Genomic DNA, 24,322 nt, shown 5'->3' with positions numbered 1-24,322 from the left:
GGCATGACAGAGACGGCGAGCGGTCCGGCACGAGGTTCCCGAGCCAAGGGCGGCAAGGCGGGCACCAAGGGACTGCACATCGAGCGCATCCACACCACCCCCGGCGTGCACCCGTACGACGAGGTCGAGTGGGTGAGCCGTGACGTCGTCATGACCAACTGGCGCGACGGCTCGGTCAACTTCGAGCAGCGTGGCGTCGAGTTCCCCGACTTCTGGTCGGTGAACGCGGTCAACATCGTCACCAGCAAGTACTTCCGCGGTGCCGTCGGCACCCCGCAGCGCGAGACCAGCCTCAAGCAGCTGATCGACCGCATCGTGAAGACGTACCGGAAGGCCGGTGAGGACCACAAGTACTTCGCCTCGCCCGCCGACGCGGAGATCTTCGAGCACGAGCTCGCCTACGCGCTCCTGCACCAGATCTTCAGCTTCAACAGCCCGGTCTGGTTCAACGTCGGCACCCCGCAGCCCCAGCAGGTCTCCGCCTGCTTCATCCTGTCCGTCGACGACTCCATGGAGTCGATCCTCGACTGGTACAAGGAAGAGGGCATGATCTTCAAGGGCGGCTCCGGCGCCGGCCTGAACCTCTCCCGCATCCGCTCCTCCAAGGAACTGCTCTCCTCCGGCGGCAACGCCTCGGGACCGGTCTCCTTCATGCGCGGCGCCGACGCCTCCGCCGGCACCATCAAGTCCGGTGGCGCCACCCGCCGCGCCGCCAAGATGGTCGTGCTCGACGTCGACCACCCCGACATCGAGGACTTCATCGAGACCAAGGTCAAGGAGGAGGAGAAGATCCGCGTCCTGCGCGACGCGGGCTTCGACATGGACCTGGGCGGCGACGACATCGCCTCCGTCCAGTACCAGAACGCCAACAACTCGGTCCGCGTGAACGACGAGTTCATGAAGGCCGTCGAGGCGGGCGGCGACTTCGGGCTGCGTGCCCGGATGACCGGCGAGGTCATCGAGGAGGTCGACGCCAAGTCGCTGTTCCGCAAGATCGCCGAGGCAGCGTGGGCCTGCGCCGACCCGGGCATCCAGTACGACGACACGATCAACAACTGGCACACCTGCCCCGAGTCCGGCCGGATCACCGCGTCGAACCCGTGCAGCGAGTACATGCACCTGGACAACACGTCCTGCAACCTCGCCTCGCTGAACCTGATGAAGTTCCTCGAGGACGACGGCCAGGGCCACCAGTCCTTCGAGACCGAGCGCTTCCAGAAGGTCGTCGAGCTGGTCATCACCGCGATGGACATCTCGATCTGCTTCGCGGACTTCCCGACCCAGAAGATCGGCGAGAACACCCGCGCCTTCCGCCAGCTCGGCATCGGCTACGCCAACCTCGGCGCCCTGCTGATGGCCACCGGCCACGCGTACGACTCCGAGGGCGGCCGCGCCCTGGCCGGCTCCATCACCTCGCTGATGACCGGCACCGCCTACCGCCGCTCCGCCGAACTGGCCGCGGTCGTCGGCCCGTACGACGGCTACGCCCGCAACGCCGACGCCCACCAGCGCGTCATGAAGCAGCACGCGGACGCCAACGGCAAGGCCGTCCGCATGGACGACCTGGACACCCCGGTGTGGGCCGCCGCCACGGAGGCCTGGCAGGACGTGGTCCGCCTCGGCGAGAAGAACGGCTTCCGCAACTCCCAGGCGTCCGTGCTCGCCCCGACCGGCACCATCGGTCTGGCGATGTCCTGCGACACCACCGGCGTCGAGCCCGACCTCGCGCTCGTGAAGTTCAAGAAGCTCGTCGGCGGCGGCTCGATGCAGATCGTCAACGGCACCGTGCCGCAGGCCCTGCGCCGCCTGGGCTACCAGGAGGAGCAGATCGAGGCGATCGTCGCCCACATCGCCGAGAACGGCAATGTGATCGACGCCCCCGGTCTCAAGCAGGAGCACTACGAGGTCTTCGACTGCGCCATGGGCGAGCGGGCCATCTCCCCGATGGGCCACGTCCGCATGATGGCCGCGATCCAGCCCTGGATCTCCGGCGCGATCTCCAAGACGGTCAACATGCCGGAGACGGCGACCGTCGAGGAGGTCGAGGAGATCTACTTCGAGGCCTGGAAGCTCGGCGTCAAGGCGCTCGCGATCTACCGGGACAACTGCAAGGTCGGCCAGCCGCTCTCCGCCAAGAAGAAGGAGGAGGAGAAGGCCGAGATCGCCGAGAAGGCCGAGGACACGATCCGTACCGCGGTCGAGAAGGTCGTCGAGTACCGCCCGGTCCGCAAGCGCCTCCCGAAGGGTCGTCCCGGCATCACCACGTCGTTCACCGTCGGTGGCGCCGAGGGCTACATGACCGCCAACTCCTACCCGGACGACGGTCTCGGCGAGGTCTTCCTGAAGATGTCCAAGCAGGGCTCGACCCTCGCGGGCATGATGGACGCCTTCTCCATCGCGGTCTCCGTCGGCCTCCAGTACGGCGTGCCGCTGGAGACGTACGTCTCGAAGTTCACCAACATGCGCTTCGAGCCGGCCGGTATGACGGACGACCCGGACGTGCGGATGGCGCAGTCCATCGTGGACTACATCTTCCGCCGCCTGGCGCTGGACTTCCTGCCCTTCGAGACCCGCTCCGCGCTCGGCATCCACTCCGCCGAGGAGCGCCAGCGGCACCTGGAGACCGGTTCCTACGAGCCGGCCGACGACGAGGTCGACGTCGAGGGCCTGGCCCAGTCGGCGCCCCGCGCCCAGGAGCCGAAGGCCGTCGCGGCCCCGAAGGCCGAGGCCGAGTCCGTGAAGCCCGCCCCGAAGCAGGCCCACACCAGCGCCGAGCTGGTGGAGATGCAGCTGGGCATCCAGGCCGACGCCCCGCTCTGCTTCTCCTGCGGCACCAAGATGCAGCGCGCCGGCTCCTGCTACATCTGCGAGGGCTGCGGCTCGACGAGCGGTTGCAGCTGACGCTCCGCGAGTGACCCGCTGAAGTGAGGGGCGCCGGCCGACTGGCCGGCGCCCCTTCGCCGTCGGGCGGGCGGCCGTGCCGGCCCACCGCGGCCGAGGCGGAGGGCGGCCCGCACCCCGCGTGGCGGTCAGGCCTGGTGCGCCCGGCCCATCACCCGTGTGAAGTCCTCCGGGGCCTCGTGGAAGCCGTGGACGCCGGGGTGGAAGATCCATTCACCGGAGTCGTTGCGCACGAACTCGGCGATGGTGGCGGCGGTGGCGTCGTGCACCGAGGTGAAGTCGTCCTCGGACAGCACGGTGTATCCCTCGCGGACGCGCATCGCGGGGTTGAGGACACCGGAGAACGTACGGCGCGCGGGCTGCTGCTGGATGACGACACCCACCACCACACGGCCGTAGCGCTCGCTGAGCCGGTCGACCTCCAGGGTCATCACCTCGTCCCAGCCGAAGCCCCGCCCGTCGGTGCTGTCACGGTTGAGGAAGATGGTGCCGTCGGGCGAGCGGCTGTCGAAGTGCACCAGGTACGCCGGGGCTCCGTAGGGATCCCGCGCGTCGAAGGTCGCGGCAATGATGTCGAGATCGGTGGGCGGCGTACCCGCGGGACTGGGGTCCCACTTGAGCGCGACCTCGACCTTGCGCATCCCCTTGCTGAAACCGGTCACCGGGCCTCCCCTTCCCTGTGCGCACCTCGTCCCCAACTCCCATGCGGCCGAGGAACCTTGCCCATCGTGCCACGTACCCGCCTCCACGCGCGCGGACGAACTCCTCCGGAGTGTGACCGGCGCCATGTCCGCTGGCCTTACGATGGCGCGGTGCTGGTCAAGTGGATTCGCTGCACCGTGGTGGACCGCCGGGGGTTCGAGCGGGGGCAGCGGAAATGGGCGGGGCTTCCCGGAGAGCCGGGTTTCCGGGGGCAGGGCGGGGGCTGGAGCCGGCGGCGGCCCGACGTGGCGCACATCGTCGCCTTCTGGGAGAGCCGCGCCTTCTACGACTCCTTCATGGCCCGCTCCCACGACCGCCTCGCCGCCGCCCAGGTGGGCACCTTCAAAGACGCCCAGGTCAAACTGTTCGAGTACCGCTTCGACGTGAAGACCGGCTTCGAACCCCGCTTCACCGATTCCGACCTGCTCAGACTCGCCCTGTGCCGGGTCCGCGAGGAACGGGTGGAGCACTTCACCCTCATGCAGGAGAAGGTCTGGAACCCGGCCATGGCGGGCTCGCCCGGCATGATCCGCGGGATGTTCGGCGAGGCCCCCGAGCAGGAGTTCCTGATCCTCTCGATGTGGCGGGCCGCCGCCGAACACGGCAAGTACCGCACCGAACGGATCGAGCGCCTCGCCCTGCGCGCCCAGACCGAGGCGGACATCGCGGCCCTCTCCGGGGACATCGTCGACCTGGAGCCGTCCTGGATCGTCTGACCCCGGCCGTCCCGATCGTCCAGGCCCCGGCCGTCCCGGACTCTCTGGCATCAGCCGTAGCCGTCCTGGACCGTCCGACACCAGATACCAGCCGGTCGGTCCGGAATTCGGAGGTGTGACGTGCGCTGTATGGGCCCCGTACGATTCACCGGTTCGCCGCCCCCCGATCTAGGGTTTCGGCATGGCACGACCACGGCGCATCGTCCTCGTCCGGCACGGCGAGTCCACCGGCAACACCGACGACTCCGTGTACGAGCGCGAGCCGGACCACGCCCTGGCGCTGACCGACCTCGGCCGGCGGCAGGCCGAGGAGACCGGCGAGAGGCTCCGGGAGCTGTTCGGCTCCGAACGGGTGAGCGTGTACGTCTCGCCGTACCGCCGTACCCACGAGACCCTGCGCGCCTTCGCCCTCGACCCCGACCTCATACGCGTGCGCGAGGAGCCCCGGCTGCGCGAGCAGGACTGGGGCAACTGGCAGGACCGCGACGACGTACGCCTCCAGAAGGCCTACCGCGACGCCTACGGCCACTTCTTCTTCCGCTTCCCGCAGGGCGAGTCCGGCGCCGACGTCTACGACCGGGTCGGCGGCTTCCTGGAGAGCCTGTTCCGCAGCTTCGAGGCCCCCGACCATCCGCCCAACGTGCTCCTGGTGACCCACGGCCTCGCGATGCGGCTGTTCTGCATGCGCTGGTTCCACTGGACGGTCGCCGAATTCGAATCCCTGTCCAATCCGGACAACGCCGAGATGCGGATGCTCGTCCTCGGGGAGGACGGCCGCTACACCCTCGACCGGCCCTTCGAGCGCTGGCGTGAACCGGTGCCGGACTGGGCCACCGGATAGAGTGGGGGAGCGATGACCGCACACTTCTCCTCCCGCGGACGCCTTGAGCGCGCCCTGGCGAGCCTGCGCGGACTGGCCGTCGGCGACGCCCTGGGCGCCCAGTTCTTCGTCCCGGCCCGGCACCCCCTGCTCAAGCGCCGCGAACTGCCGCCCGGCCCCTGGCCATGGACGGACGACACCGAGATGGCCTGCTCGGTCCTCGCCGTGCTCGCCACCCACCAGCGCATCGACCAGGAGGCCCTCGCCCACTCCTTCGCCGAGCACCACGACCCGGACCGGGGCTACGGCCCCACCGCGAGCCGGCTGCTGAACCTCGTCCGCCAGGGCGAGGACTGGCGCGGGCCCGCCGCCGCCCTCTTCCACGGGCGCGGCTCCTGGGGCAGCGGCGCGGCCATGCGCACCGCGCCCCTGGGCGCCTGGTACGCCGACGACCCGGAGCAGGCCACCCACCAGGCCGAGATCTCCGCCTACCCCACGCACCAGCACCGGGAAGCGGTGGTCGGCGCCATGGCGGTGGCGGCGGCCGCGGCCCTGGCCGGTTCCCCGGACGGCCCGCCCGCCCCCGAGGCGCTCCTCGACGGCGTGATCGCGCTCGTCCCCAAGAGCGCGGTCGGCCAGGGCCTGCGCCGCGCCCGCGACATGCTCGACTACGGCGACGCCGCCACCGTCGCCGCCGTGCTGGGCTGCGGACGCCGTAGGACCGCCCATGACACCGTGCCCTTCGCCCTGTGGTCCGCCGCGCGCGGTCTCGGCGACTTCGAGACGGCGTTCTGGACGACGGCACGGGTGGGCGGCGACGTGGACACCACCTGCGCGATCGTGGGCGGCGTCCTCGCCGCGGGCAAGGCGGGGGCACCGCCCGCCGAGTGGACACAGCGGACCGAGGCACTGCCCGACTGGGTGCCGGGAGCAGCCTGACCGGCGGAAGTCCGCTTGAGGTGCGGGTAGTTGGCGTGGGGGATCGTCCGTGGGTGCGGGGCGGGTCCGGCAGCGCGACAAGTGCCGGGGCCGTCACGCCGGTTCGGCGCGACGGCCCTGAACTGCTGCCCTGCCGCAGGGAATCAGCCGACCGCCCCGGATCACACGGGCGCCGCTCCCACCGCCAGGTCCCGGACGATCCGCTCCAGGCTCTCCCCGCCCAGCAGCCGTCCCGCGGTGATGTCCACCCCGCAGCCGGTCTTCAGCCGGTTGCGCAGCTGGACGGCCATGAGCGAGTCGAGCCCGAGATCGCGCAGCGACCGGCGCACGTCGAGATCGGCCCTGGCGACACCGAGCACCTCGCAGGCGGCGGCGATCAGCATGCCGGCGGGGTCCGTGGGCGAGGGGTGCGGGTACGGGGGCTCCGCGTGCGGGGGCCGCGGGTGCGGGGCGGTCGCCCGAGCCTCGCCGGTGTGCGCCGGGATCATGGCGCGTTGCTCCACCGGGCCCGGAGCTGACCGCTCCACCGGGCGTGGCGCGGACCGTTCCGCCGGGTGCTCGTCGAGCCGTAGCCACCGCCCGGCCGCCGGTGGCCGGATCATGGTGGCGAACCGGGACAGCAGCGGCCGCGCGGGGCCCAGGAGAGGGGCGTCCAGCAGCGACACGCCGAGCGGGGGCAGCCGCACCGGCAGCGCGCCGGCCAGCGAGGACGCCACCGGACGGCCCTGCCGTCCCGGACGCCGCGGGTGCCCCGGATACCGCGGGTGCCCCGGACGGCGCAGGGAGATCCCTCGGAACTCCGCCAGCACCCGCCCTTCCCCGTCGAGCACCAGCACTTCACCGCGCGCCTCGTCCGGGCCGGGCCCCGCGGTGACGGCGGCCAGGCTCCAGAAGTCGTCCGGCAGCTCACCGTAAAGCTGGACGCTCTCGAAACCGGTGGGCAGGAAACCGCGGTCCGCCTCCCCGGTCCGGCGCGCCTCGGGCCAGGCCGCGAGCAGCGGCAGCAGTGCCGTCTCCCACAGCCCCGGCGCCGGTTTGGCCGGCCGGATCCGCGCCACCGCCTCGCCGCGCCGTCGCCACAGCTGCTCCACCGCGCCGGACGTGTCGGCGAGCTCCAGGCCGTAGCCGAGGGCGAGTCGACGGAATCCGGCGGCGGACAGGTACTGCCGGCAGCGGGCCAGGGCACGGTCCAGTTCGCCCGGCGCCCGGCGGCCGTCGCTGTCGTCCACCGGGCACAGCCGCGCCGAGGAGCAGAAGATCCCCGCGGCGCCGTCCGGCTGCTCCAGTTCCACGACCGCCCGCCAGGTGTCACCGGACCGCTCCAGCGCGATGGCGAGCACGGCCGCCTCGGGGTCGGGGAGCAGGACGGGGGCGGGGGCGAGCCGTACGTCCCGTACCGCGAACATCGCCTCGGGAAGGTGCCGCGCGGCCGCGTCGAGTACGGCGGCGATCTGCACGGCGGGCGGCAACACCGCCGCCCCGGCCACGCCCAACTGCTCCGCCCAGGCGGCGATGCCCCACCGGCCAAGATCCACCCGGCCGACGAGGGGCTCCGGTGCCGGGCGCGGGGCGGCCGGTGCCTGCCGGAACTCGGTGCGCTCCCACGGGTAATGGGGGAGCGGTACCGGCCGTACCGGAGTGCCGTACCACCGCGACCAGTCCACCGGGCCGCCGGCCGCGAAGAACTTGCCCGCGCCGCGCAGGAGTTCGGCCGCCTCGTCGGTGTCGCGCCGCAGCGACGGTACGGCGGTGCCGGGCGCCCCGTCGGCCGTGAGCGTGTCGGTGACCGAGGCGGTGAGCACCGGGTGGGGGCTGATCTCCAGGAAGACGCTCTCCAACCCGTCGCTTCGGTCGGCGAGTTGTCGTACGGACGCGTGGAACCGCACCGGTTCGCAGAGGTTGTCCGCCCAGTAGCCGGCGTCCAGCTCGGCACCGGTCACGGGGGAGCAGCGGACGGTGGAGAACAGTGCGGTGTCGGCGGCCCGGGGCGACAACCCTGCCAGGTCTGCCGCCAGTTCGGCGTGCAGTGGGCGCATCTGCGGGGAGTGCGAGGCCACGTCGACGTCCACCGGGCGGCACAGCACCCCGTCCGCCTCCAGCCGGGCGGAGAGCTCCGCGAGGGCGTCCGGGTCGCCCGCGAGCACGGTGCAGGTGGGGGAGTTCTCGGCGGCCACGCACACCGACGGCGTCCGGGCCACGGCCTCGCGGGCCCGGTCGGCGGGCAACTCCACGACGAGCATGGCACCTTCGCCCGCCACCCGCCGCATCAGCCGGCTGCGGCGGCAGATCACCGCCGCCGCGTCCCGCAGCGACAGCGCACCGCTGACGCAGGCCGCCGCCACCTCGCCCATGCTGTGCCCGACGCACACCTCCGGCTCCACGCCGAGATCCCGCCAGGCCGCCGCCAGCGCCACCTGCACCGCCCACAGCGTGGGCTGGACGAACTCCACCCCGCCGGGGAACCGGTCGGCCTCCCGCGTCAGCAACTCTTCGACGGACCAGCCCAGTTCCTCGCGCACCACCCGGTCGCAGGCGCGCAGCGTGGTCCGGAACGCCTCGTTCGCGGCGAGCAGGCCGCGGCCCATGCCGAGCCACTGCGAACCCTGCCCGGAGAAGACGAAGACGCGGCGCCGCGGCCCCGTGAACCCCGCCTCGCCGAATCCGCCATCGGACGTGCGCTCACCGGACGCCAACGCCCTCAGCACTGAAGCGAGTTGGTCGTGTGAGGCACCGATGGCCCACAGCCGGTGCGGACCCGCGTCGCGGCGCGTCGCCGCGGTCGCGCAGATGTCGCCGAGCGCCTGTCCGCGGCCCGCGCCGCCCGGTCCGAGGTGGTCCGCGTACGACGCCGCCAGGCGCCGCAGCGCCGCGGCCGAACGGGCGGAGAGGACCAGGAGACGGGGGCCCCCGGCCACCGGCGCGGTCTGTGCGGCCGGTGGCCGCTCATCGGTGAACTCGCCTACGACCACATGGGCGTTGGTGCCGGACAGGCCGAAGGAGCTGACGCCCAGCAGCCCCCGCGGACCGGCCTTGGCGAGCGGAGTGTTCTCGGTGACGACGCGGACGGCCGGCCGCTCGCCGGCGAGCAGCGGGTGCGGGTCGGACAGGTGCAGGGAGGCGGGAATGACGCCGTGGCGGGCGATCAGCACCGTCTTGATCAGCCCGGCGATGCCGGCGGCGGCCTCCGCGTGTCCGATGTTGGTCTTCACGGAGCCGCACCGCAACGGCCGTTCGCGGCCCACCGCCTCGGCCAGCGCCCGCAGTTCCACGGTGTCGCCGGTCGGCGTGCCGGTGCCGTGCGCCTCGACGTAGTCCAGCTGGGCCGGTTCGATCCCCGCGCTGCGGCACGCCTCACGCAGCATCTGCACCTGGCCGGAGACCGCGGGCTTCAGCAACAGCCCGCTGCCCTGGCCGTCGTTGGTGACCGCGCTGCCGAGCAGCTGGGCGAGCACGGGGTCGCCGTCGCGCAGCGCGTCCGGCAGCGGCTTGAGCACGATCGCGCCGACGCCCTCGCTGCGTACGAACCCGTCGGCCGACGCGTCGCCGAACCGGCACCGGCCGTCCGGCGAGAGCATGCCGCCCTGCGAGTACGCGATGGAGTCCTGCGGGGACACGATGATGTTGACGCCCGCCGCGATCGCCAGGTCGCTCTCCCCGGTCAGCAGGCTCTGCCGGGCGGCGTGCACCGCCACCAGCGAGGAGGAGCACGCCGTGTCCAGCACCAGGCTCGGACCGCGCAGGTCGAGCGCGTAGGAGACACGGCCCGCGGTGACCGCCCGCAGGCGCCCGCCCACGGTGTCGCGGACTCCGGGGCCCTCGGCGGGGCGGCCGGATTCGCCGTACTCGGCGGTCGCCTGGCCGACGAACACCCCGGTGCGGGAACCGGCCAGGCCGGCCGGCGCGATCCCCGCCGACTCCAGCGCCTCCCATACGACGTGCAGCAGGATCCGCTGCTGCGGGTCCATGCTCCTGGCCTCGACCGGCGAGATCCCGAAGAACGCCGCGTCGAAGGAGAAGGCGTCATCGAGGAAGCCGCCGTCGCGGGAGACGGTCTTGCCGGGTGCGGGAGTCCGGCCGGCGTAGTGGTCGTCGATGTCGAACCGGTCCTCGGGGATCCGGGTCACGGCCTCGGAGTTGGCCATCAGGAGATCCCAGAATTCCGCGATGCTGTTGGCGCGCGGAAAGCGGCACCCCATGCCGACGACGGCTATGGGGACGCCACCTGCGCACGGGAAGCGCTCCACGTACGTTCACCTTCGATCAGGGCCGATGAGAACAAACACGACCGCCGCGCCGAGGGAGGGCGGGGCGGGTTGAGGTGCGCGGTGCAAGTGCGATGCAAAGTTACACCGGCGACCAAGTTTGACCCCGAGGCTTATATCGGTGTCTCAGGGATTGTCTCGGTATGCGGGACCGCGTTGCGCGATCGGGGTCGTCGGCTGCGGTGACGGTGCGGGATGGGTGCCCGGCCTTGCGTTCTGTACCTACTAGTATGTACGGTCACGGTGTGAAGTCGACAGCCGCCGGCATGAAGCCGACCAAGGTCCTCCTCGTCGAGGCCGCCGCCGAACTGCTGTGGGAACGCGGCTACGCGGCCACCAGCCCGGCGATGATCCAGAAACGCTCCCGCGCCGGACAGGGGAGCATGTACCACCACTTCTCCGGCAAGGCCGACCTGGCCGCCGCCGCCATCCGGCACTCTGCGGAGCAACTGCGCCGTGCCACTCAGGCGGCGCTCGGCAGCGGTACGACGGCGTTGGAGCGCCTCGGTGCCTTCCTCGACATGGAACGCGCCCCGCTCGGCGGCTGCCGCGTCGGCCGGCTCGTCCAGGACCCCGACGTCGTCGCCGACGATCAACTCCGGGCTCCCGTAGCCGAGTTCTTCGCATGGCTGCACCAGCGCATCGCCGATGTGCTCACCGAGGGTGTACGGGACGGCGAACTGCGCGCGGACACCGATGCCGCGGCCATGGCCTCGCTCGTCATCGCCACGGTCGAGGGCGGCTACGTGCTCGCCCGTGCCCAGCGGGACCCGTCGGCGTTCCGCCGGGCCACTGAGGCCGCGAAGAGTGCCCTGGCGCGGCTTGAGGCCCACCCCCGACCCCGCTCGCCCTCGCACGTCACCGCACCGCACCGCATCCCGACCGAAAGAGGGCTCCCGTCATGACCACCGTCCCCGGCACACCGACGAACGCGACGCGGCAGCCGACAGTCCCGCCCACACCTGCGGCCGTAGCAGCGCCCGCGCCCGCGCCCGCGCCTGCGTCTCCGGCCGTGGCCCTGCCTGCGCCTGCGGCCGTAGCCCCGTCCGCGCCCGCGCCCGCACCTCCGGCCGTGACCCCGCCCCCACCTCCGGCCGTAACCCCACCCACACCCACGCCCGCACCTCCGGCCGCACCCCCGTCCTTACCGTCGGCCGACCAGGCGCCCGCCGCGCGCCACACCGCGCTCGCCCTCGCCGCCGTCTGCCTGGGTTTCTTCATGATCCTGCTGGACGGCAGCGCCCTGAACATCGCCCTGCCCGCCATCGAACGCGACGTCCACGGCTCGATGGCGGCCCTTCAGTGGGTCGTCACCAGCTACACCATCCCGCTGGCCGCCCTCCTGCTCACGGCGGGCAGCATCAGCGACCGCTGGGGGGCGCGCCGGCTGTTCGTCTCCTCGCTCGCCGCGTTCACCGCCGCCTCCCTGCTGTGCGCGCTCAGCCCGAACCTGACCGTCCTGGTCGTGGCCCGCTTCCTCCAGGGCATCGCGGCCGGCGGTCTGCTGCCCACCACCCTGGCCATCATCGCCCGCACCTACCCCGACCCGCTGGAGCGCGCCAAGGCCATCACGGTCTGGGGTGCCACCGGCGGCCTCGCCCTCGTCGCCGGCCCGCTCGGCGGCGGCGCCCTGACCGAACTGTTCGGCTGGCGCTCGATCTTCGTCATCAACGTGCCCGTCGGCCTGGTCACCCTCCACCTCGCCCGGCGCCACGCCCGTGAGACCCCCCGCCGCGGGTCCCGCGCCGACCTGCCCGGCCAGCTGACCGGCATCACCGCCCTCTCCGCGAGCGTCGCCTACCTCATCGAGGGCGGTTCGCTGGGCTGGGCCGCCCCTGTCCCGCTCCTGCTGCTGGCTGTCTCGGTGCTGACCGCCGTCGCGTTCGTCGCCGTCGAGGCCCGCTCCCCGCACCCGATGCTTCCGCCGGCCGTCTTCCGCCGTGCCGCCTTCTCCGCCTCCGTCACCAACGGCTTCGCCTTCCAGTTCGGCGGCTACGGGCTCCAGTTCATGCTCGCCATCTACCTCCAGCAGCGGTGGGGCCTGAGCGCCGAGCGGACCGGCGTGTACTTCCTGCCCTTCTCCGTCGCCTGGGTCTTCGGCACCATCGTCCTCAACCGCCACCTCGTGCACCGCGGCCCGCGGTTCCTGCTGTGGACCGGCGCCCTGTCCTCCCTGGTCGGCAGCACCCTGCTCCTGGGCGTCACCGACCAGGGAAGCTGGCCGCTGTTCGCCGTCGGCACCGGTCTGACCGGCCTCGGCTGCGGCGTGTTCTCCCCGAGCCTGAACGCCGCCGCGCTGCTGGCCATCGACCCGGCCTACGCCGGCCTCGGCTCCGGTGTCCTCAACACCGCCCGCCAGGTGGGCATGGCGATGGGCGTGGCGCTGCTCGGCTCCCTGATCGGCATGCCCGACACCCTGCTCGGCCTGCGTCTGAGCGTCGTCCTGGTGGCGCTGTGCTTCCTCGCCGTCATCATCCTCAGCATCCGGTACGTCCCGCGCAAGGAGACCGCCTGACCTGCCGACCCCTGAGCCGAGGTGTGATTCGCGGACGCGATCGGACTCGGGAGGGCCCGCCTGTGGGACGGGCGAGGCCGGGGCGGCCGACGAGTGCGTGCCCCCGGGGCAACGCCGGTGTGAGGAAGTTCAATCCGGGCATCCGGGAACGGCCGGTGCTCCTCCTCTCTCGCCCTCCCGCGGCCACCAGGACGACGGGCCCACTCGATATGCTGTCGCGAATCCGGTGAAGTGGATTCCGCTACGGCCCCGTCGTCTGGCGCTTTCACCGCTCTCCGGGCGACCGGGGTGTCGGCCGGCGCCCCCGGCGGCGTAACCTAAGGGCGCCATGCCGTACGAACCTCCCACTCACACCGTCGAGCGCTCCCTGCGTGCCACGACCGGAGCGAAGGTCATCGCCGGTGTCGACGAGGTGGGGCGCGGCGCCTGGGCCGGGCCCGTCACCGTCTGCGCGGCGATCACCGGACTGCGTCGACCGCCCGCGGGCCTGACCGACTCCAAGCTGCTGACCGTCAAGCGGCGCACCGCCCTGGACGAGATCCTGCGGTCGTGGGTGACGGCCTACGCGCTGGGGCATGCTTCCCCCGAGGAGATCGACGGCATGGGGATGACGGCCGCACTGCGGCTCGCCGCGGTCCGCGCCCTGGACGCCCTGCCGGTCCGCCCCGACGCCGTGATCCTCGACGGAAAGCACGACTATCTCGGTGCCCCGTGGCAGGTGCGCACGGTGATCAAGGGCGATCGCTCGTGCGTCGCCGTCGCGGCGGCCTCGGTGATCGCCAAGGTTCAGCGCGACAAAATGATGGCCGAACTGGCTGTCGACCATGCAGACTTCGGGTTTGCGGACAACGCCGGGTATCCGTCGCCCGTGCACAAGGCCGCACTGGAGGAGCGGGGCCCCACCCCGCACCACCGTTTGTCGTGGGCGTATCTTGATGCGCTGCCCCAGTGGCGGCACCTCAAGAAGGCCCGCAACTGGGCGGACGGAAGCGTTCCGGAAATCGAGGGCCAGCTCGGCTTCGACTTCTGACGGTTCCGATCGCACTGATGTGCCACCCCGTTCATCAGCGCCACCTCAACGTTTGATAAAAATCAGCTCATGCCTCTCATTCCCGAGGAGCCTCAGATTCACGAGAGTGCCCAGGGTCCCCGCGTCACGCCGGCCAGCGGCCGCACCGCCCCGACCCCTCGCCCCGTACCCGGCCCCCGTCCCGCGGCGCCGTCCCGCCCCGGTCGTCCCGGCCCTCAGCGGCCTACGCCGCCGGTGCAGCGCACGCCGCGTGACGTGGCTCCGGCCAAGCCCGGTCCCTCCGGTCCCGCTGCCTCCACCGCGGTCGCGGGTCCGCAGATCCAGCTGATCCCGGCCTCGGCCGAGGGTGCGATCGACGCCGCCGAGGAGGCCGTCGACCTGCTGCTGGACTCGGGCCGCGCCCCCGGCGACGTGCTCGTGATCACCACGGGTGCCCAGCATCCGTGGGCCGAGCACGAGCTGTCCTTCGGCGAAGCCGCCTACTGGGCGCAGCACGACGCGGGTGACGACGTCTTCTACACGGACGCCGCCATCGCCTCCCGCGCCGCCTCGCGCCCGGTGGTCGTCGTGGCCGTCAACGGGGGTGCCCCCTCCGCCGACGTCCTCTCGCTGGCCCATGCCCGAGCCAAGGCCCTGCTGATCGTCTGCGGCGACCCGCAGCAGATCAATGCGGCCCTCGGCACCGGCGCCTGAACCACCCGCCGGACTCCGGGAGCCGGCGGCCGCCCGAGGGGGCACCGCACGGTGCGCCCTCCGGCATGCCGTGCGTCTTTCGGCGCCGGCCGTGGGGCGGTTGCCGCCTTCCCCGGTGCCGGCCTGGGGTTTTCCGGTGGTGAAGGCGCGTCGGACTGCCGGACCCGCGCCGTTCCTCAGCGGGCCGCCGCGCGGCGCAGGACCTCGGAGACCGGTCCGCCGGTGCGCGGTACGGGCGGCGGGGCATCCGCCGTGGCGAACGGCTCCGGCGCCGAGTGCGCGTGCGGACGGCGGCCACCGCGCCCCTCGCCCAGCACCTGCCAGCCGTCGTGGGTCAGCGTGATGTACGCACCGCACCGCAGCCCGTGCAGCGTGCAGGCGTCGCGCAGCCCCCACATCCAGGCGCCGTCCTCCTCGGTCCAACGCGCGTCGCCCTCACGGCAGTAGAGCAGGACGGCGGTGCGCACCGGGGTACGGCGGCGCAGGTCGTGCGGTATGACCCGGCGCAGCTGGGACAGCAGGGCGTTGCGGAACATCCAGCCGTCCGCGGGAGCGGCCCGGCGGGTGAACGACGCGCTGGCGCACAGCCGTTCGTCCGGATCGAGGACGGCCACGACCGCGGTGGACGGCCGCGGCTGATGCCGGGCGTGCAGTCCGCTGACGACCTCGCGCGGGTTGCGCAGCAGCGGGATTCCCGCGGCGGCCCACTCCGCCGGCTCCAGCACACGGCTGGCGGAAGCGGTGGACGTCGTCAACGAGGCCGCCGGGGACGAGGCGAATCCGAAGGTCACGTTCCTCCCTTCGGCTACGCGCCCACACAACGGGCGAGGTCGGATTCGGGGACCGCGCACCGCAGCGAAGCCCGACCGGATCACGGCCGGGCCGTGCGGGGAGCGGATCTCAATTCTTCCTGTCGAACTGGAATGCGGCAACGAGCAATTGGGGCTGCCGCCGGGTATCGGGTGGTGCGTGGCTTATATCCCTACCCACGGCTCGGGCGGATGACGCATGGGGCGCTCGCGCGTCTCCAGGACGGGTACCCCGGACACCGCGTGGCCCTCAGGCCGTTACTGATCTTGCAGGCGGGTGGCTCACACCGACGACACCACGACTACAACGTCAGTAACCGTCTGGCCCTCGGGGCCGTTCACCGTCTGATCTTCCGGTCGAACGCCATCTCGCCTTCCGGCCGAACGCCGCCCGACCTGGCGGCCGTTCACCGTCTGGCCTTTGCGCCGATCGCCACCCCGCCTTCGGAGCGATCGCCGTCTGGCCGTGGGGTCGGGTGCTGCTTGGGCGGGCGGGGCGGTGGTGGTCTGGTGGTGGGGTCGGGTGCTGCTTGGGCGGGCGGGGCGGTCGCCGTCTGGCCCTGGGGTCGAATGCCGCTTGACCGTCGGGACGATCAGCGCCTGGCCCTCGGGTCTGTCGTCGCCTGGCCCTCGGGTCGAACTACGCCTGACCTATGGGTCGCCAGCCCACCTTCAGGCCGATTGCCGATCGTCCCTGCTTTCGGTGGCCCGATCACCGTCCGGCCCTCGGGGCGAACAACCCCTGGCTCCTGGGGCCGGGCGTCCCTCACCCAGGTCAACCCTGAATCGCGAGCACGAGCGGCAACACCCCCTTCGCACCGGCGCGGCGCAGCAGACGCGCCGCGACCGCGAGGGTCCAGCCGGTCTCCGTGAAGTCGTCGACCAGCAGCACCGGACCGTCCGCCCCGGCCAGCGCCGCCGCGAGGGCGGGCGGTACCACCAGCGTGCCGTCGAGCGCCTTGAGCCGCTGCGCGCTGTTGCTGCGCGACATCCGGGGCGCGTCCTCGTCGTACGCCACGGACCCCAGCAGCGGCAGCCGCCCGGTCTCCGCGATCCGCATGCCCAGCGAGTGGACGAGCAGGGGCCGGCTGCGTGAGGCGACGGTGACCACCCCCACCGGTCTCGGCTGGGCACCCCCGGCACCGGGCGCCCAGCCGCCGGGCCCCTTGGCCCAGTCGGCCAGCACCTCGATCACGGCGCGGGCCACGTCGTCCGGCACGGGCCCGTCCGGCGTCCGCGGCGCGAGCAGCGGGCGGAGCCGGTTGCCCCAGCCGATGTCCGAGAGCCGCCCCAGCGCCCGCCCCGGCGCCACCTGCTCACCAGCCGGAATACGTCCCTTGAGGTCGATCCCGATGGCGCCCAGCCCCGTCGGCCACATCCGCCGGGGCTCCACCTCCACCCCCGCGCGCCCCAGATCGCCGCGCGCCGCGTCCAGCGCCGCCGAGGAGGCGTCGGCCGTGAAGCGCGGCCCCGCGCAGTTGTCGCAGCGCCCGCACGGCTTGGCCCCCTCGTCGTCCAGCTGCCGTTGCAGGAACTCCATCCGGCACTCGGTGGTGCTCGCGTACGCCCGCATCGCCTGCTGCTCGGCCGCCCGCTGCCGCGCCACCCACGCGTACCGCTCGGCGTCGTACGACCACGGCTGCCCGGTCGCGAGCCAGCCGCCCTTGACCCGGCGCACCGCCCCGTCCACGTCGAGGACCTTGAGCATGGTCTCCAGCCGGGAGCGGCGCAGCTCGACCAGGGGCTCCAGCGCGGGCAGCGACAGCGGTCCGTCCGCGTGGGCGAGGACGTCCAGGGTGCGCCGCACCAGGTCCTCGGAGGGGAAGGCGAGCGAGGCGAAGTACTCCCAGATCGCCTCGTCCTCCCGGCCCGGCAGCAGCAGCACCTCCGCGTGCTCGACCCCGCGGCCGGCCCGGCCCACCTGCTGGTAGTAGGCGATGGGGGAGGCGGGCGAGCCGAGATGGACCACGAAACCGAGGTCGGGCTTGTCGAAGCCCATGCCGAGCGCGGAGGTGGCGACCAGTGCCTTGACCCGGTTGGCGAGCAGGTCCTCCTCCGCCTGCTGCCGTTCCGCGTTCTCCGTCCGGCCCGTGTACGAGGCGACGGTGTGGCCCCGCTGTCGCAAAAACGCGGTGACCTCCTCGGCGGCGGCGACGGTGAGGGTGTAGACGATCCCGGAGCCCGGCAGGTCGTCGAGGTGATCGGCGAGCCAGGCCATCCGGTGCGCCGCGTCCGGCAGCCGCAGCACGCCCAGGCTCAGGCTCTCCCGGTCCAGCGGGCCGCGCAGCACCAGCGCGTCGGAGTTGCCGCCGGTGCCCAGCTGCTCGGCGACATCGGCGGTCACGCGCGCGTTGGCCGTCGCCGTCGTGGCCAGCACGGGGACGCCGGGCGGGAGGTCGGCCAGCATGGTGCGCAGCCGCCGGTAGTCGGGGCGGAAGTCATGGCCCCAGTCGGAGATGCAGTGCGCCTCGTCCACGACCAGCAGCCCGGTCGCCGCGGACAGCTTGGGCAGGACCTGATCGCGGAAGTCGGGGTTGTTGAGCCGCTCGGGCGAGACCAGCAGGACGTCGACCTCCCCGGCGGCGATGGCGGCCTGCACGTCCTCCCACTCCTCGGTGTTCGAGGAGTTGATGGTCCGGGCGTGGATGCCGGCGCGGGCCGCCGCCTCCACCTGGTTGCGCATGAGCGCGAGCAGCGGCGAGACGATCACCGTCGGCCCGCTGCCGCGGGCCCGCAGCAGCGAGGTCGCCACGAAGTACACCGCGGACTTGCCCCATCCCGTGCGCTGTACGACCAGCGCCCGGCGCCGCTCGGCGACCAGCGCCTCGATCGCCCGCCACTGGTCCTCGCGCAGCCGGGCGGCGCCCGTGGCGTCCCCGACGAGCCGGGCGAGGACGGCGTCCGCCCGTGCCCGGAGATCCGCGTTGCTCGTGTGCTCGTGCTCCATGCGTTCCATACAACAGGACGGGAGCGACGAACGGGCGGGCCGGCGGCGGATCTGTGGACAACCCTCGACGCCTTGTCGTGTCCCTGATTCGACTTATCCACAGGCCCGAGCGGGATCGACGGATCCGCGAGATCGTCGGCGCATGACGAATCACAGCGACACCACCGCGCAGATCACCCTGCGCTCCGCGGCCGAACTGGCCGACGCCCTCCCCTATCTGCTGGGCTACCGGCCGGAGGACAGCATGGTCCTGGTCGCCCTGCACGACAGCGGAGGCAAGGGCAGGTTCGGCGGCCGGGCCCGGCTCGGCATCCCCGAGCACGAAGAGGACTGGGAAGAGGCCGCGCGGCAACTGGCCAGGGGCCTGGTGACCGGCAGCGAGCGGCGGGGCGCCAAACCCGAACAGATGGTGGCCTACGTCTGCCAGGAACCCGCGCCGGGAGAGCGCGGCCGGGACGTCAAACGCCGTCTCGCCCGCCTCGTCCAGCTGCTGCGCGTCCAGTGCGGCGACCTCGACGTGCCGGTCATCGAGGCACTGTGCGTCTCCGACGGCCGCTACTGGTCGTACTGCTGCCCCGTCGAGGGCTGCTGCCCCGAGGACGGTACGCCGATGGGGCTGCCCGGCACCTCCGTCCTCGCCGCCGCGGCCACCTACGCCGGCCTTCAAGTCCGGGGGACGCTCAAGGAGTTGCGCGCCCGCCTGCAACCCTGGGAGGCAGCCGCGGCGCGGGAGCAGGAGGCCGCCCTCGACGCGGCCGGGGTGGCGCTGGTGCCCCGCATCCTCGACGAGGCGGGCCGCGCGGAGGTGGCCGAGGAGACCATCGTCCTCGCCGAGCGCGCCCTCCAGCGCCTCGCCTCGGCGCCCCCGGTGGCGGGCACCCTCCCGGCCGACCTGCGCGACGACGGCCTGATCGGACACGACGAGGCGGCACGACTGATCCTGGGCCTCCAGGACCGCAACACCCGCGACCGCGCCGCCGCGTGGATGGAGGGCGACGAGGCGGCCCCGGCGCTCCGGCTCTGGCGCACCCTGGCCCGCCGCTGCGTCGGACCGTACGCCGAGCACGCCGCCGCTCCGCTGACCCTGGCGGGCTGGGTCGCCTGGTCCACCGGCGACGAACTGGAGGCCCGCGAGGCCCTGGCCATGGCCATGGCAGCCGACCCGGACTACCTTTTCGCGCGCCTCCTGCACCAGGCGTGCAATGACGGACTGGACGTGGAGTCGATCCGCCGCTGCCTGCGGCCGGCACGGACCGGGGGAGCGCCGGGCACGGAACCCGCGGAGGGAGACGCGCCGTCCGCGAACCCCCAGGCGCCGCCCGCGAATCGGACGGCCGCGGAACCGGCACCTGCCAACCTCACGGTCACGCCTCCGGAGCCCGCCCATCCGACGGCCACGAAACCGGCGACCGAAGGCCCGACGGACCCGATGGACGCGTCACCGACCCCTGAAGCGGTACCGGCCGACGCGCCGGATCCGGCCGCGCGTATCCGTCGACGCCGCCGGCTGCGGTCCGCCGTCGCCGCCGCCGGGGACGGCCCCCGCGCCGCCCGCGTGCCCGGTCGGCGACTTGGGCCGACGGGCCCCGGTCCGGCCCCCGGCCACGCCGCGCGGCCGGGCACCCGGCACCCGGCGGGCACCCGTATCCGCACCGAGGGAACGGAGGAAACCGCGACCTGAACGGGGCGGGAGACGGCCCGCCCCATAACGCGACGAAGCGGAAGCACCGGCGGTGCCCACCAGGGAAGGACGTGTTTATCGTCAGGCAGACGACTATGATCGCGGTATGCCCTACGACCCGTCAGCCTTTCCGCCCTTCGCCGTCACCGTGGACCTGGTCGTGCTGACCGTTCGCCGTCATTCGCTGTGCGCGTTGGCGGTACGCCGGGGCGAGCCGCCCTTCCAGGGGCGGTGGGCACTGCCCGGTGGCTTCGTGCGGGCCGACGAGGACCTGAACCAGGCGGCGGCGCGAGAACTGGCCGAGGAGACCGGGCTGCACGCGCACGACCCCTCGGCCCCCGCGCAGGACAACGGAGCGCACCTGGAGCAACTCGCCACCTACGGCGACCCCGGACGGGACCCGCGCATGCGGGTGGTCAGCGTCGCACACCTCGCGCTCGCCCCCGACCTGCCCGCACCCCGCGCGGGCGGCGACGCCAGCAACGCCCGCTGGGCCCCGGTCGAGGAACTGCTCCAGCAGGGCGGTTACGGCCGCGACGGCGAGCCCGTCGCCCCGCTGGCCTTCGACCACGCCCAGATCCTCGCCGACGGCGTGGAGCGGGCCCGCTCCAAGATCGAGTACTCGTCGCTGGCCACCGCGTTCTGCCCGCCCGAGTTCACCGTCGGCGAGCTGCGCCGGGTGTACGAAGCGGTGTGGGGGGTGGCCCTCGACCCGCGCAACTTCCACCGCAAGGTCACCGGGACGCCGGGGTTCCTCGTTCCGACGGGAGGCACCACCACACGCCAGGGCGGCCGTCCGGCCCAGCTGTTCCGGGCCGGTGGCGCCACGCTGCTGAACCCGCCGATGCTGCGCCCCGAAGTCTGACCGGCGAGCGCCCGGCCGTGGGCGGAAACCGGGCCCTTCTTGCGCCGAACGGCGGACAGGGACCGGCGCGCGGGCATGGCGTTCTTCTTTAAATCGTCCCATACACCAAAAAACAAGACATCGCACGCTATCTTGCTGCGAGTGATCCAAGCCTTCGGACTGACCAGCACCCCCCGCAAGGCGCGGCCGCCCGCCGTCGACAACGTCTCCTTCGAAGCGCGCGCCGGACAGATCACCGTGCTCCTGGGGGCCGCGGGCGCGGGCAAGACCACGGCGCTGAGGCTGATGCTCGCCCTGCGACCGGGTCGCGGCATCACCTACTTCAGGGGCCGGCCCCTGTACCGGATCCCCCATCCGGCGCGCGAGGTCGGCGTGCTGCTCGGCGACGTACCGGGGCATCCGGCCCGCTCGGTCCGCGGTCATCTGCGCATGCTGTGCGCGGCGTCGGGCGTGCCGGGGCGCCGCGCCGACGAGGCCCTCGAAGCGGTCGGCCTCGTCAGCTTCCGCGAGGAACGCCTCGGCACGCTCTCGCGCGGCATGGACCGCAGGCTCGGTCTGGCATGTGCCCTGCTGACCGACCCGCACACGCTCGTCCTGGACGATCCCGCGGCCGGCCTCTCGCCCGCCGAGGCCCAGTGGCTGCACGGCATGCTGCGCGCCCACGCCGACCAGGGCGGCACCGTGCTGACGACCACCGGCGACCCCAGGGAAGCCGCGCACATCGCCGACCGGGTGATCACGCTCGACGCCGGCAGACTCGTCGCCGACCAGGAGGCCGGGGAGTTCGCCCGAACCCGGCTGCGCCCGCGCGTGGCCGTGCGCAGCCCCTACGCGGGGCGCCTCGCGGCCGCGATCGCCAAGGAGGCCCGCACCGGCCGCCGTTCCGTCGAGGTGGTCCGCGAGGACGGCAACCGCCTCTCCGTGTACGGCACCACGACCGCGGTCATCGGTGAGACGGCCTTCCGGCACGGCATCCTCGTCCACCAACTCGCCGACGAAGTGGGCGACATGGGGCCCGGCTCCGGTACAGCCGGCGCAGTGTCCGACCGCGCGCCGACCGCGGGCGGCCCGGCGACCGGCCGTACGCCACCGGAGCGCGGGAAGACCGTGTTCGGCTTCTCCGTCCCGGAGCCGCCCGCCATGGCACACACGGAATCCACCGCCTCGGCCTCCTTCCCGCAGAGCCCACCCCGGCCCAACTCCTCTCCAGCGCCCGCCCTTTCGACCACCTCGACCTCGGCGGCCGAAGCCACCGCGGCCCCGCCGCGGGCCGGAGCACGCGTGGCCGTCGACGCCGAGACCACTCCCCGCCGGCCCGCACGGCCGGAAACCACCGACACACGCACCACCCTCACCCACACCGCCCTCACTCGCACCACTTCCACATTCATCACCCTCACCCGTATCGCCCCCACCCGTATCTCCGCCCTCCGCACCCTCCTGCCCGGCGCCAGAACTCCGGCCGTCCGTCGGCCATGGCGGGCGGACCCCGAGCCCCGGACCGGCGGCGACGACAGCGTCCGGGCCTTCGACCCGCACTCCCCCCTCCCGCCCCCCATCTCCGTCCGCCCAGCCCCCACCCCTCTGCGCCCCCTGCGCTATGAGCTGCGGCGGGCCATGGGCGTCGGCACCGGATGGCTGATCTGCGGCGTGGCGCTCGTGTTGTCCGTGCTCACCGCCGTGGCGCTGGCCGGAATCGGCCACACCCCGCAGGCGCGGCTGTTCGCGGCCTGGCCACGGGAACTGCCGCTGCCCCCCGCCGCGCTCGCCGCCGGGCTGCTCGGGGCGCTGTCCTTCGGGGACGAGTTCCGCCACCCCGCCCTCGCGGCCGACCGCGGCACCGTGCCCCGCCGGCTCGGGCTACTTGCCGCGAAACTCCTCGTCTCCGGCGCGACCGCCATACTGCTCGCCTTCCTCGTCGCGGGCTGCGACGCCGAAGCGCTCTACCTCGTCTACGGCAGGGAGCTGACCCAGGTTCCCGACGACTGGCTCCCGCTGGCCGCGAGTTGGCTCGCCCTCGGCACCGGGTGCGCCTGGGCCGGCGTGCTCGCGTCGGGCGTCTTCCGGTCAACCTCGGGCGGGCTCGCCGCCGTCCTCGCCGTACCCGTGGCCGTCGTACCCCTCCTGCGCACGGCGTTCCGGGGCCCGGCCGAGCACACGGTGGCCGATCTCCCGGCGCGGACGCGGGAGGTGTTCCTGCTGCCGTGGCCCTTCGGAGGGGACCGGTACCTGCTCGCGGTGGCGCGGCTGTTCCTCCAACCCGTCGGCGGTGCAATGGCGTTGTCCCTGGCGGCACTGCTGTGCGCTTATCTGTTCACGACCGTGCGCGCCAGGGCCTGAGACCACGCCTCTTACGGTTCTGATGCCGCTTGTGCCCACAACTCCCCGCGGGCGGCTCGTTTCTTTCCGATAAGGCGTCAATTGCGACGGGGTGAGCGATCACCCTTTCGTGTGCTTTTCACCAAAGACCTCAAGGGAGTTGGAGACGACGCCGACAAAGGATCCGTGAGTACCCTTGCGCACACCATGATGACCGCCGCCCGTTCCACCGACTCAGGTCTCGTCGGTCCGGGCGAACTCGACCGCTACTCCTACGGCGAAGCCCCGGTGGGCGACCGCGTCGGAGCGCCCGCCTGGGACGGAGGCGAATCCGAGCTGGGCCGGGTCAGCCGGCGGCCGGCGGGCAGCCGCGGCCGCGGGCTGCACGGCCAACTCGTCCAGCAGCTGGGCCAGATGATCGTCTCCGGCGACCTGGGCGCGGACCGCCCGCTGGTGCCCGAGGAGATCGGCCAGCGCTTCGAGGTCTCCCGCACCGTCGTCCGTGAATCCCTCCGCGTCCTGGAGGCCAAGGGCCTGGTCAGCGCCCGGCCGAACGTCGGCACGCGCGTGCGCCCGGTCAGCGACTGGAACCTCCTCGACCCGGACATCATCGAGTGGCGGGCCTTCGGCCCCCAGCGCGACGACCAGCGCCGCGAGCTCAGCGAGCTGCGCTGGTCCATCGAGCCGCTCGCCGCCCGTCTCGCCGCCGGACACGGCCGCGAGGAGGTGCAGCAGCGCCTGTCCGACATGGTCGAGATCATGAGCCACGCCATGGCACAGGGCGACGCGCTCACGTACTCGCGCGCCGACACCGAGTTCCACGCGCTGCTCATCCAGATCGCGGGCAACCGCATGCTGGAGCACCTCTCCGGCATCGTCGGCGCCGCCCTCCAGGTCTCCGGCGGCCCGGTCACGGCCTGCGACCGGCCGAACGACGCGTCCCTCGCCCAGCACGCGCGCATCGTCGACGCCATCGGCACCGGCGACGGCGGCGCCGCGGAGGCAGCCATGCGCCAGCTGCTCACCGCCCACCCCGAGGTGGAACGGGTGGTTCCCGCCCCGCGCGAGCACTGACCCGCTCAAGGGCGGCGCGGTCCGCCGGTGTGCGGCGCCCTCGTGGTTC

Annotated in this window: 16 protein-coding genes; 12 read left to right on the top strand and 4 right to left on the bottom strand. The window is 72.9% G+C overall.

The window, feature by feature from the left end; genetic code table 11:
* Positions 1 to 3: 3 nt before the first annotated feature.
* On the top strand, positions 4 to 2,901 hold the full coding sequence (locus ACE4Q9_RS08595; RefSeq protein ID WP_397983649.1) for a vitamin B12-dependent ribonucleotide reductase: 2,898 nt from the start codon (positions 4 to 6) through the stop codon (positions 2,899 to 2,901).
* 128 nt (positions 2,902 to 3,029) lie between these two features.
* Here ACE4Q9_RS08595 and ACE4Q9_RS08590 read toward each other — a convergent pair whose 3' ends face one another.
* Positions 3,030 to 3,563 carry a TerD family protein gene (locus tag ACE4Q9_RS08590; RefSeq protein ID WP_397983648.1) on the bottom strand — a complete coding sequence of 178 codons (534 nt, stop codon included), beginning with the start codon at positions 3,561 to 3,563 and terminating at the stop codon, positions 3,030 to 3,032.
* A gap of 150 nt (positions 3,564 to 3,713) precedes the next feature.
* Here ACE4Q9_RS08590 and ACE4Q9_RS08585 point away from each other — a divergent pair, with 150 nt between their 5' ends.
* The 3 genes from ACE4Q9_RS08585 (at position 3,714) to ACE4Q9_RS08575 (ending at position 6,078) form a co-directional block, all read left to right on the top strand.
* Positions 3,714 to 4,319, top strand: coding sequence for a YdbC family protein (locus ACE4Q9_RS08585; RefSeq protein ID WP_397983647.1), 606 nt, complete (start codon positions 3,714 to 3,716; stop codon positions 4,317 to 4,319).
* Positions 4,320 to 4,500: 181 nt separating this feature from the next.
* Complete coding sequence (locus tag ACE4Q9_RS08580; protein WP_397983646.1) at positions 4,501 to 5,160, top strand: histidine phosphatase family protein; 660 nt, start codon at positions 4,501 to 4,503, stop codon at positions 5,158 to 5,160.
* 12 nt (positions 5,161 to 5,172) lie between these two features.
* Positions 5,173 to 6,078 (top strand): ADP-ribosylglycohydrolase family protein, encoded by a 906-nt coding sequence (locus ACE4Q9_RS08575; protein ID WP_397983645.1) that lies wholly within the window; start codon positions 5,173 to 5,175, stop codon positions 6,076 to 6,078.
* Between the two features lie 161 nt (positions 6,079 to 6,239).
* On the opposite strand, the gene ACE4Q9_RS08570 is transcribed toward ACE4Q9_RS08575, so the two are convergent.
* Positions 6,240 to 10,322, bottom strand: coding sequence for a type I polyketide synthase (locus ACE4Q9_RS08570; RefSeq protein WP_397983644.1), 4,083 nt, complete (start codon positions 10,320 to 10,322; stop codon positions 6,240 to 6,242).
* 263 nt (positions 10,323 to 10,585) lie between these two features.
* On the opposite strand from ACE4Q9_RS08570, the gene ACE4Q9_RS08565 reads away from it, so the two are divergent.
* From ACE4Q9_RS08565 to ACE4Q9_RS08550, 4 genes are all read left to right on the top strand, one after another.
* Positions 10,586 to 11,245, top strand: coding sequence for a TetR family transcriptional regulator C-terminal domain-containing protein (locus ACE4Q9_RS08565; protein WP_397983643.1), 660 nt, complete (start codon positions 10,586 to 10,588; stop codon positions 11,243 to 11,245).
* Positions 11,246 to 11,412: 167 nt separating this feature from the next.
* A complete protein-coding gene (locus tag ACE4Q9_RS08560; protein WP_397983642.1) occupies positions 11,413 to 12,855 on the top strand; it encodes an MFS transporter in 1,443 nt (480 codons plus the stop codon).
* A gap of 328 nt (positions 12,856 to 13,183) precedes the next feature.
* Positions 13,184 to 13,885 (top strand): ribonuclease HII, encoded by a 702-nt coding sequence (locus tag ACE4Q9_RS08555; protein ID WP_397983641.1) that lies wholly within the window; start codon positions 13,184 to 13,186, stop codon positions 13,883 to 13,885.
* A 69-nt stretch (positions 13,886 to 13,954) separates the two neighbouring features.
* Positions 13,955 to 14,578, top strand: coding sequence for a hypothetical protein (locus ACE4Q9_RS08550; protein WP_397983640.1), 624 nt, complete (start codon positions 13,955 to 13,957; stop codon positions 14,576 to 14,578).
* 176 nt (positions 14,579 to 14,754) lie between these two features.
* Here the strand turns inward: ACE4Q9_RS08550 and ACE4Q9_RS08545 are convergent, their stop codons facing one another.
* Both ACE4Q9_RS08545 and ACE4Q9_RS08540 read right to left on the bottom strand, forming a co-directional pair.
* Positions 14,755 to 15,369 carry a hypothetical protein gene (locus tag ACE4Q9_RS08545; protein WP_397983639.1) on the bottom strand — a complete coding sequence of 205 codons (615 nt, stop codon included), beginning with the start codon at positions 15,367 to 15,369 and terminating at the stop codon, positions 14,755 to 14,757.
* A 793-nt stretch (positions 15,370 to 16,162) separates the two neighbouring features.
* Entirely contained in the window at positions 16,163 to 18,343 is a 2,181-nt protein-coding gene (locus ACE4Q9_RS08540; protein ID WP_397983638.1) for a RecQ family ATP-dependent DNA helicase, read from the bottom strand.
* Between the two features lie 133 nt (positions 18,344 to 18,476).
* Between ACE4Q9_RS08540 and ACE4Q9_RS08535 the strand changes: the two genes are divergently transcribed.
* The 4 genes from ACE4Q9_RS08535 to ACE4Q9_RS08520 all read left to right on the top strand — a co-directional run bounded on the left by ACE4Q9_RS08535 (position 18,477) and on the right by ACE4Q9_RS08520 (position 24,273).
* Positions 18,477 to 20,015, top strand: coding sequence for a DUF4192 family protein (locus ACE4Q9_RS08535; protein ID WP_397983637.1), 1,539 nt, complete (start codon positions 18,477 to 18,479; stop codon positions 20,013 to 20,015).
* A gap of 106 nt (positions 20,016 to 20,121) precedes the next feature.
* The gene (locus ACE4Q9_RS08530; protein ID WP_397983636.1) at positions 20,122 to 20,880 is read left to right on the top strand and encodes an NUDIX domain-containing protein; all 759 of its coding nucleotides are present in this window, start codon (positions 20,122 to 20,124) and stop codon (positions 20,878 to 20,880) included.
* A 141-nt stretch (positions 20,881 to 21,021) separates the two neighbouring features.
* On the top strand, positions 21,022 to 23,220 hold the full coding sequence (locus ACE4Q9_RS08525) for an ATP-binding cassette domain-containing protein (protein ID WP_397983635.1): 2,199 nt from the start codon (positions 21,022 to 21,024) through the stop codon (positions 23,218 to 23,220).
* Between the two features lie 165 nt (positions 23,221 to 23,385).
* Positions 23,386 to 24,273 carry a FadR/GntR family transcriptional regulator gene (locus ACE4Q9_RS08520; protein WP_397983634.1) on the top strand — a complete coding sequence of 296 codons (888 nt, stop codon included), beginning with the start codon at positions 23,386 to 23,388 and terminating at the stop codon, positions 24,271 to 24,273.
* Positions 24,274 to 24,322: the final 49 nt, after the last annotated feature.

The sequence above is a fragment of the Streptomyces sp. AM6-12 genome (assembly GCF_044327085.1).
Lineage (GTDB): Bacteria > Actinomycetota > Actinomycetes > Streptomycetales > Streptomycetaceae > Streptomyces.
Note: the sequence above shows the minus strand (reverse complement) of the source record. Positions and strands in the feature narration are given on the sequence as shown.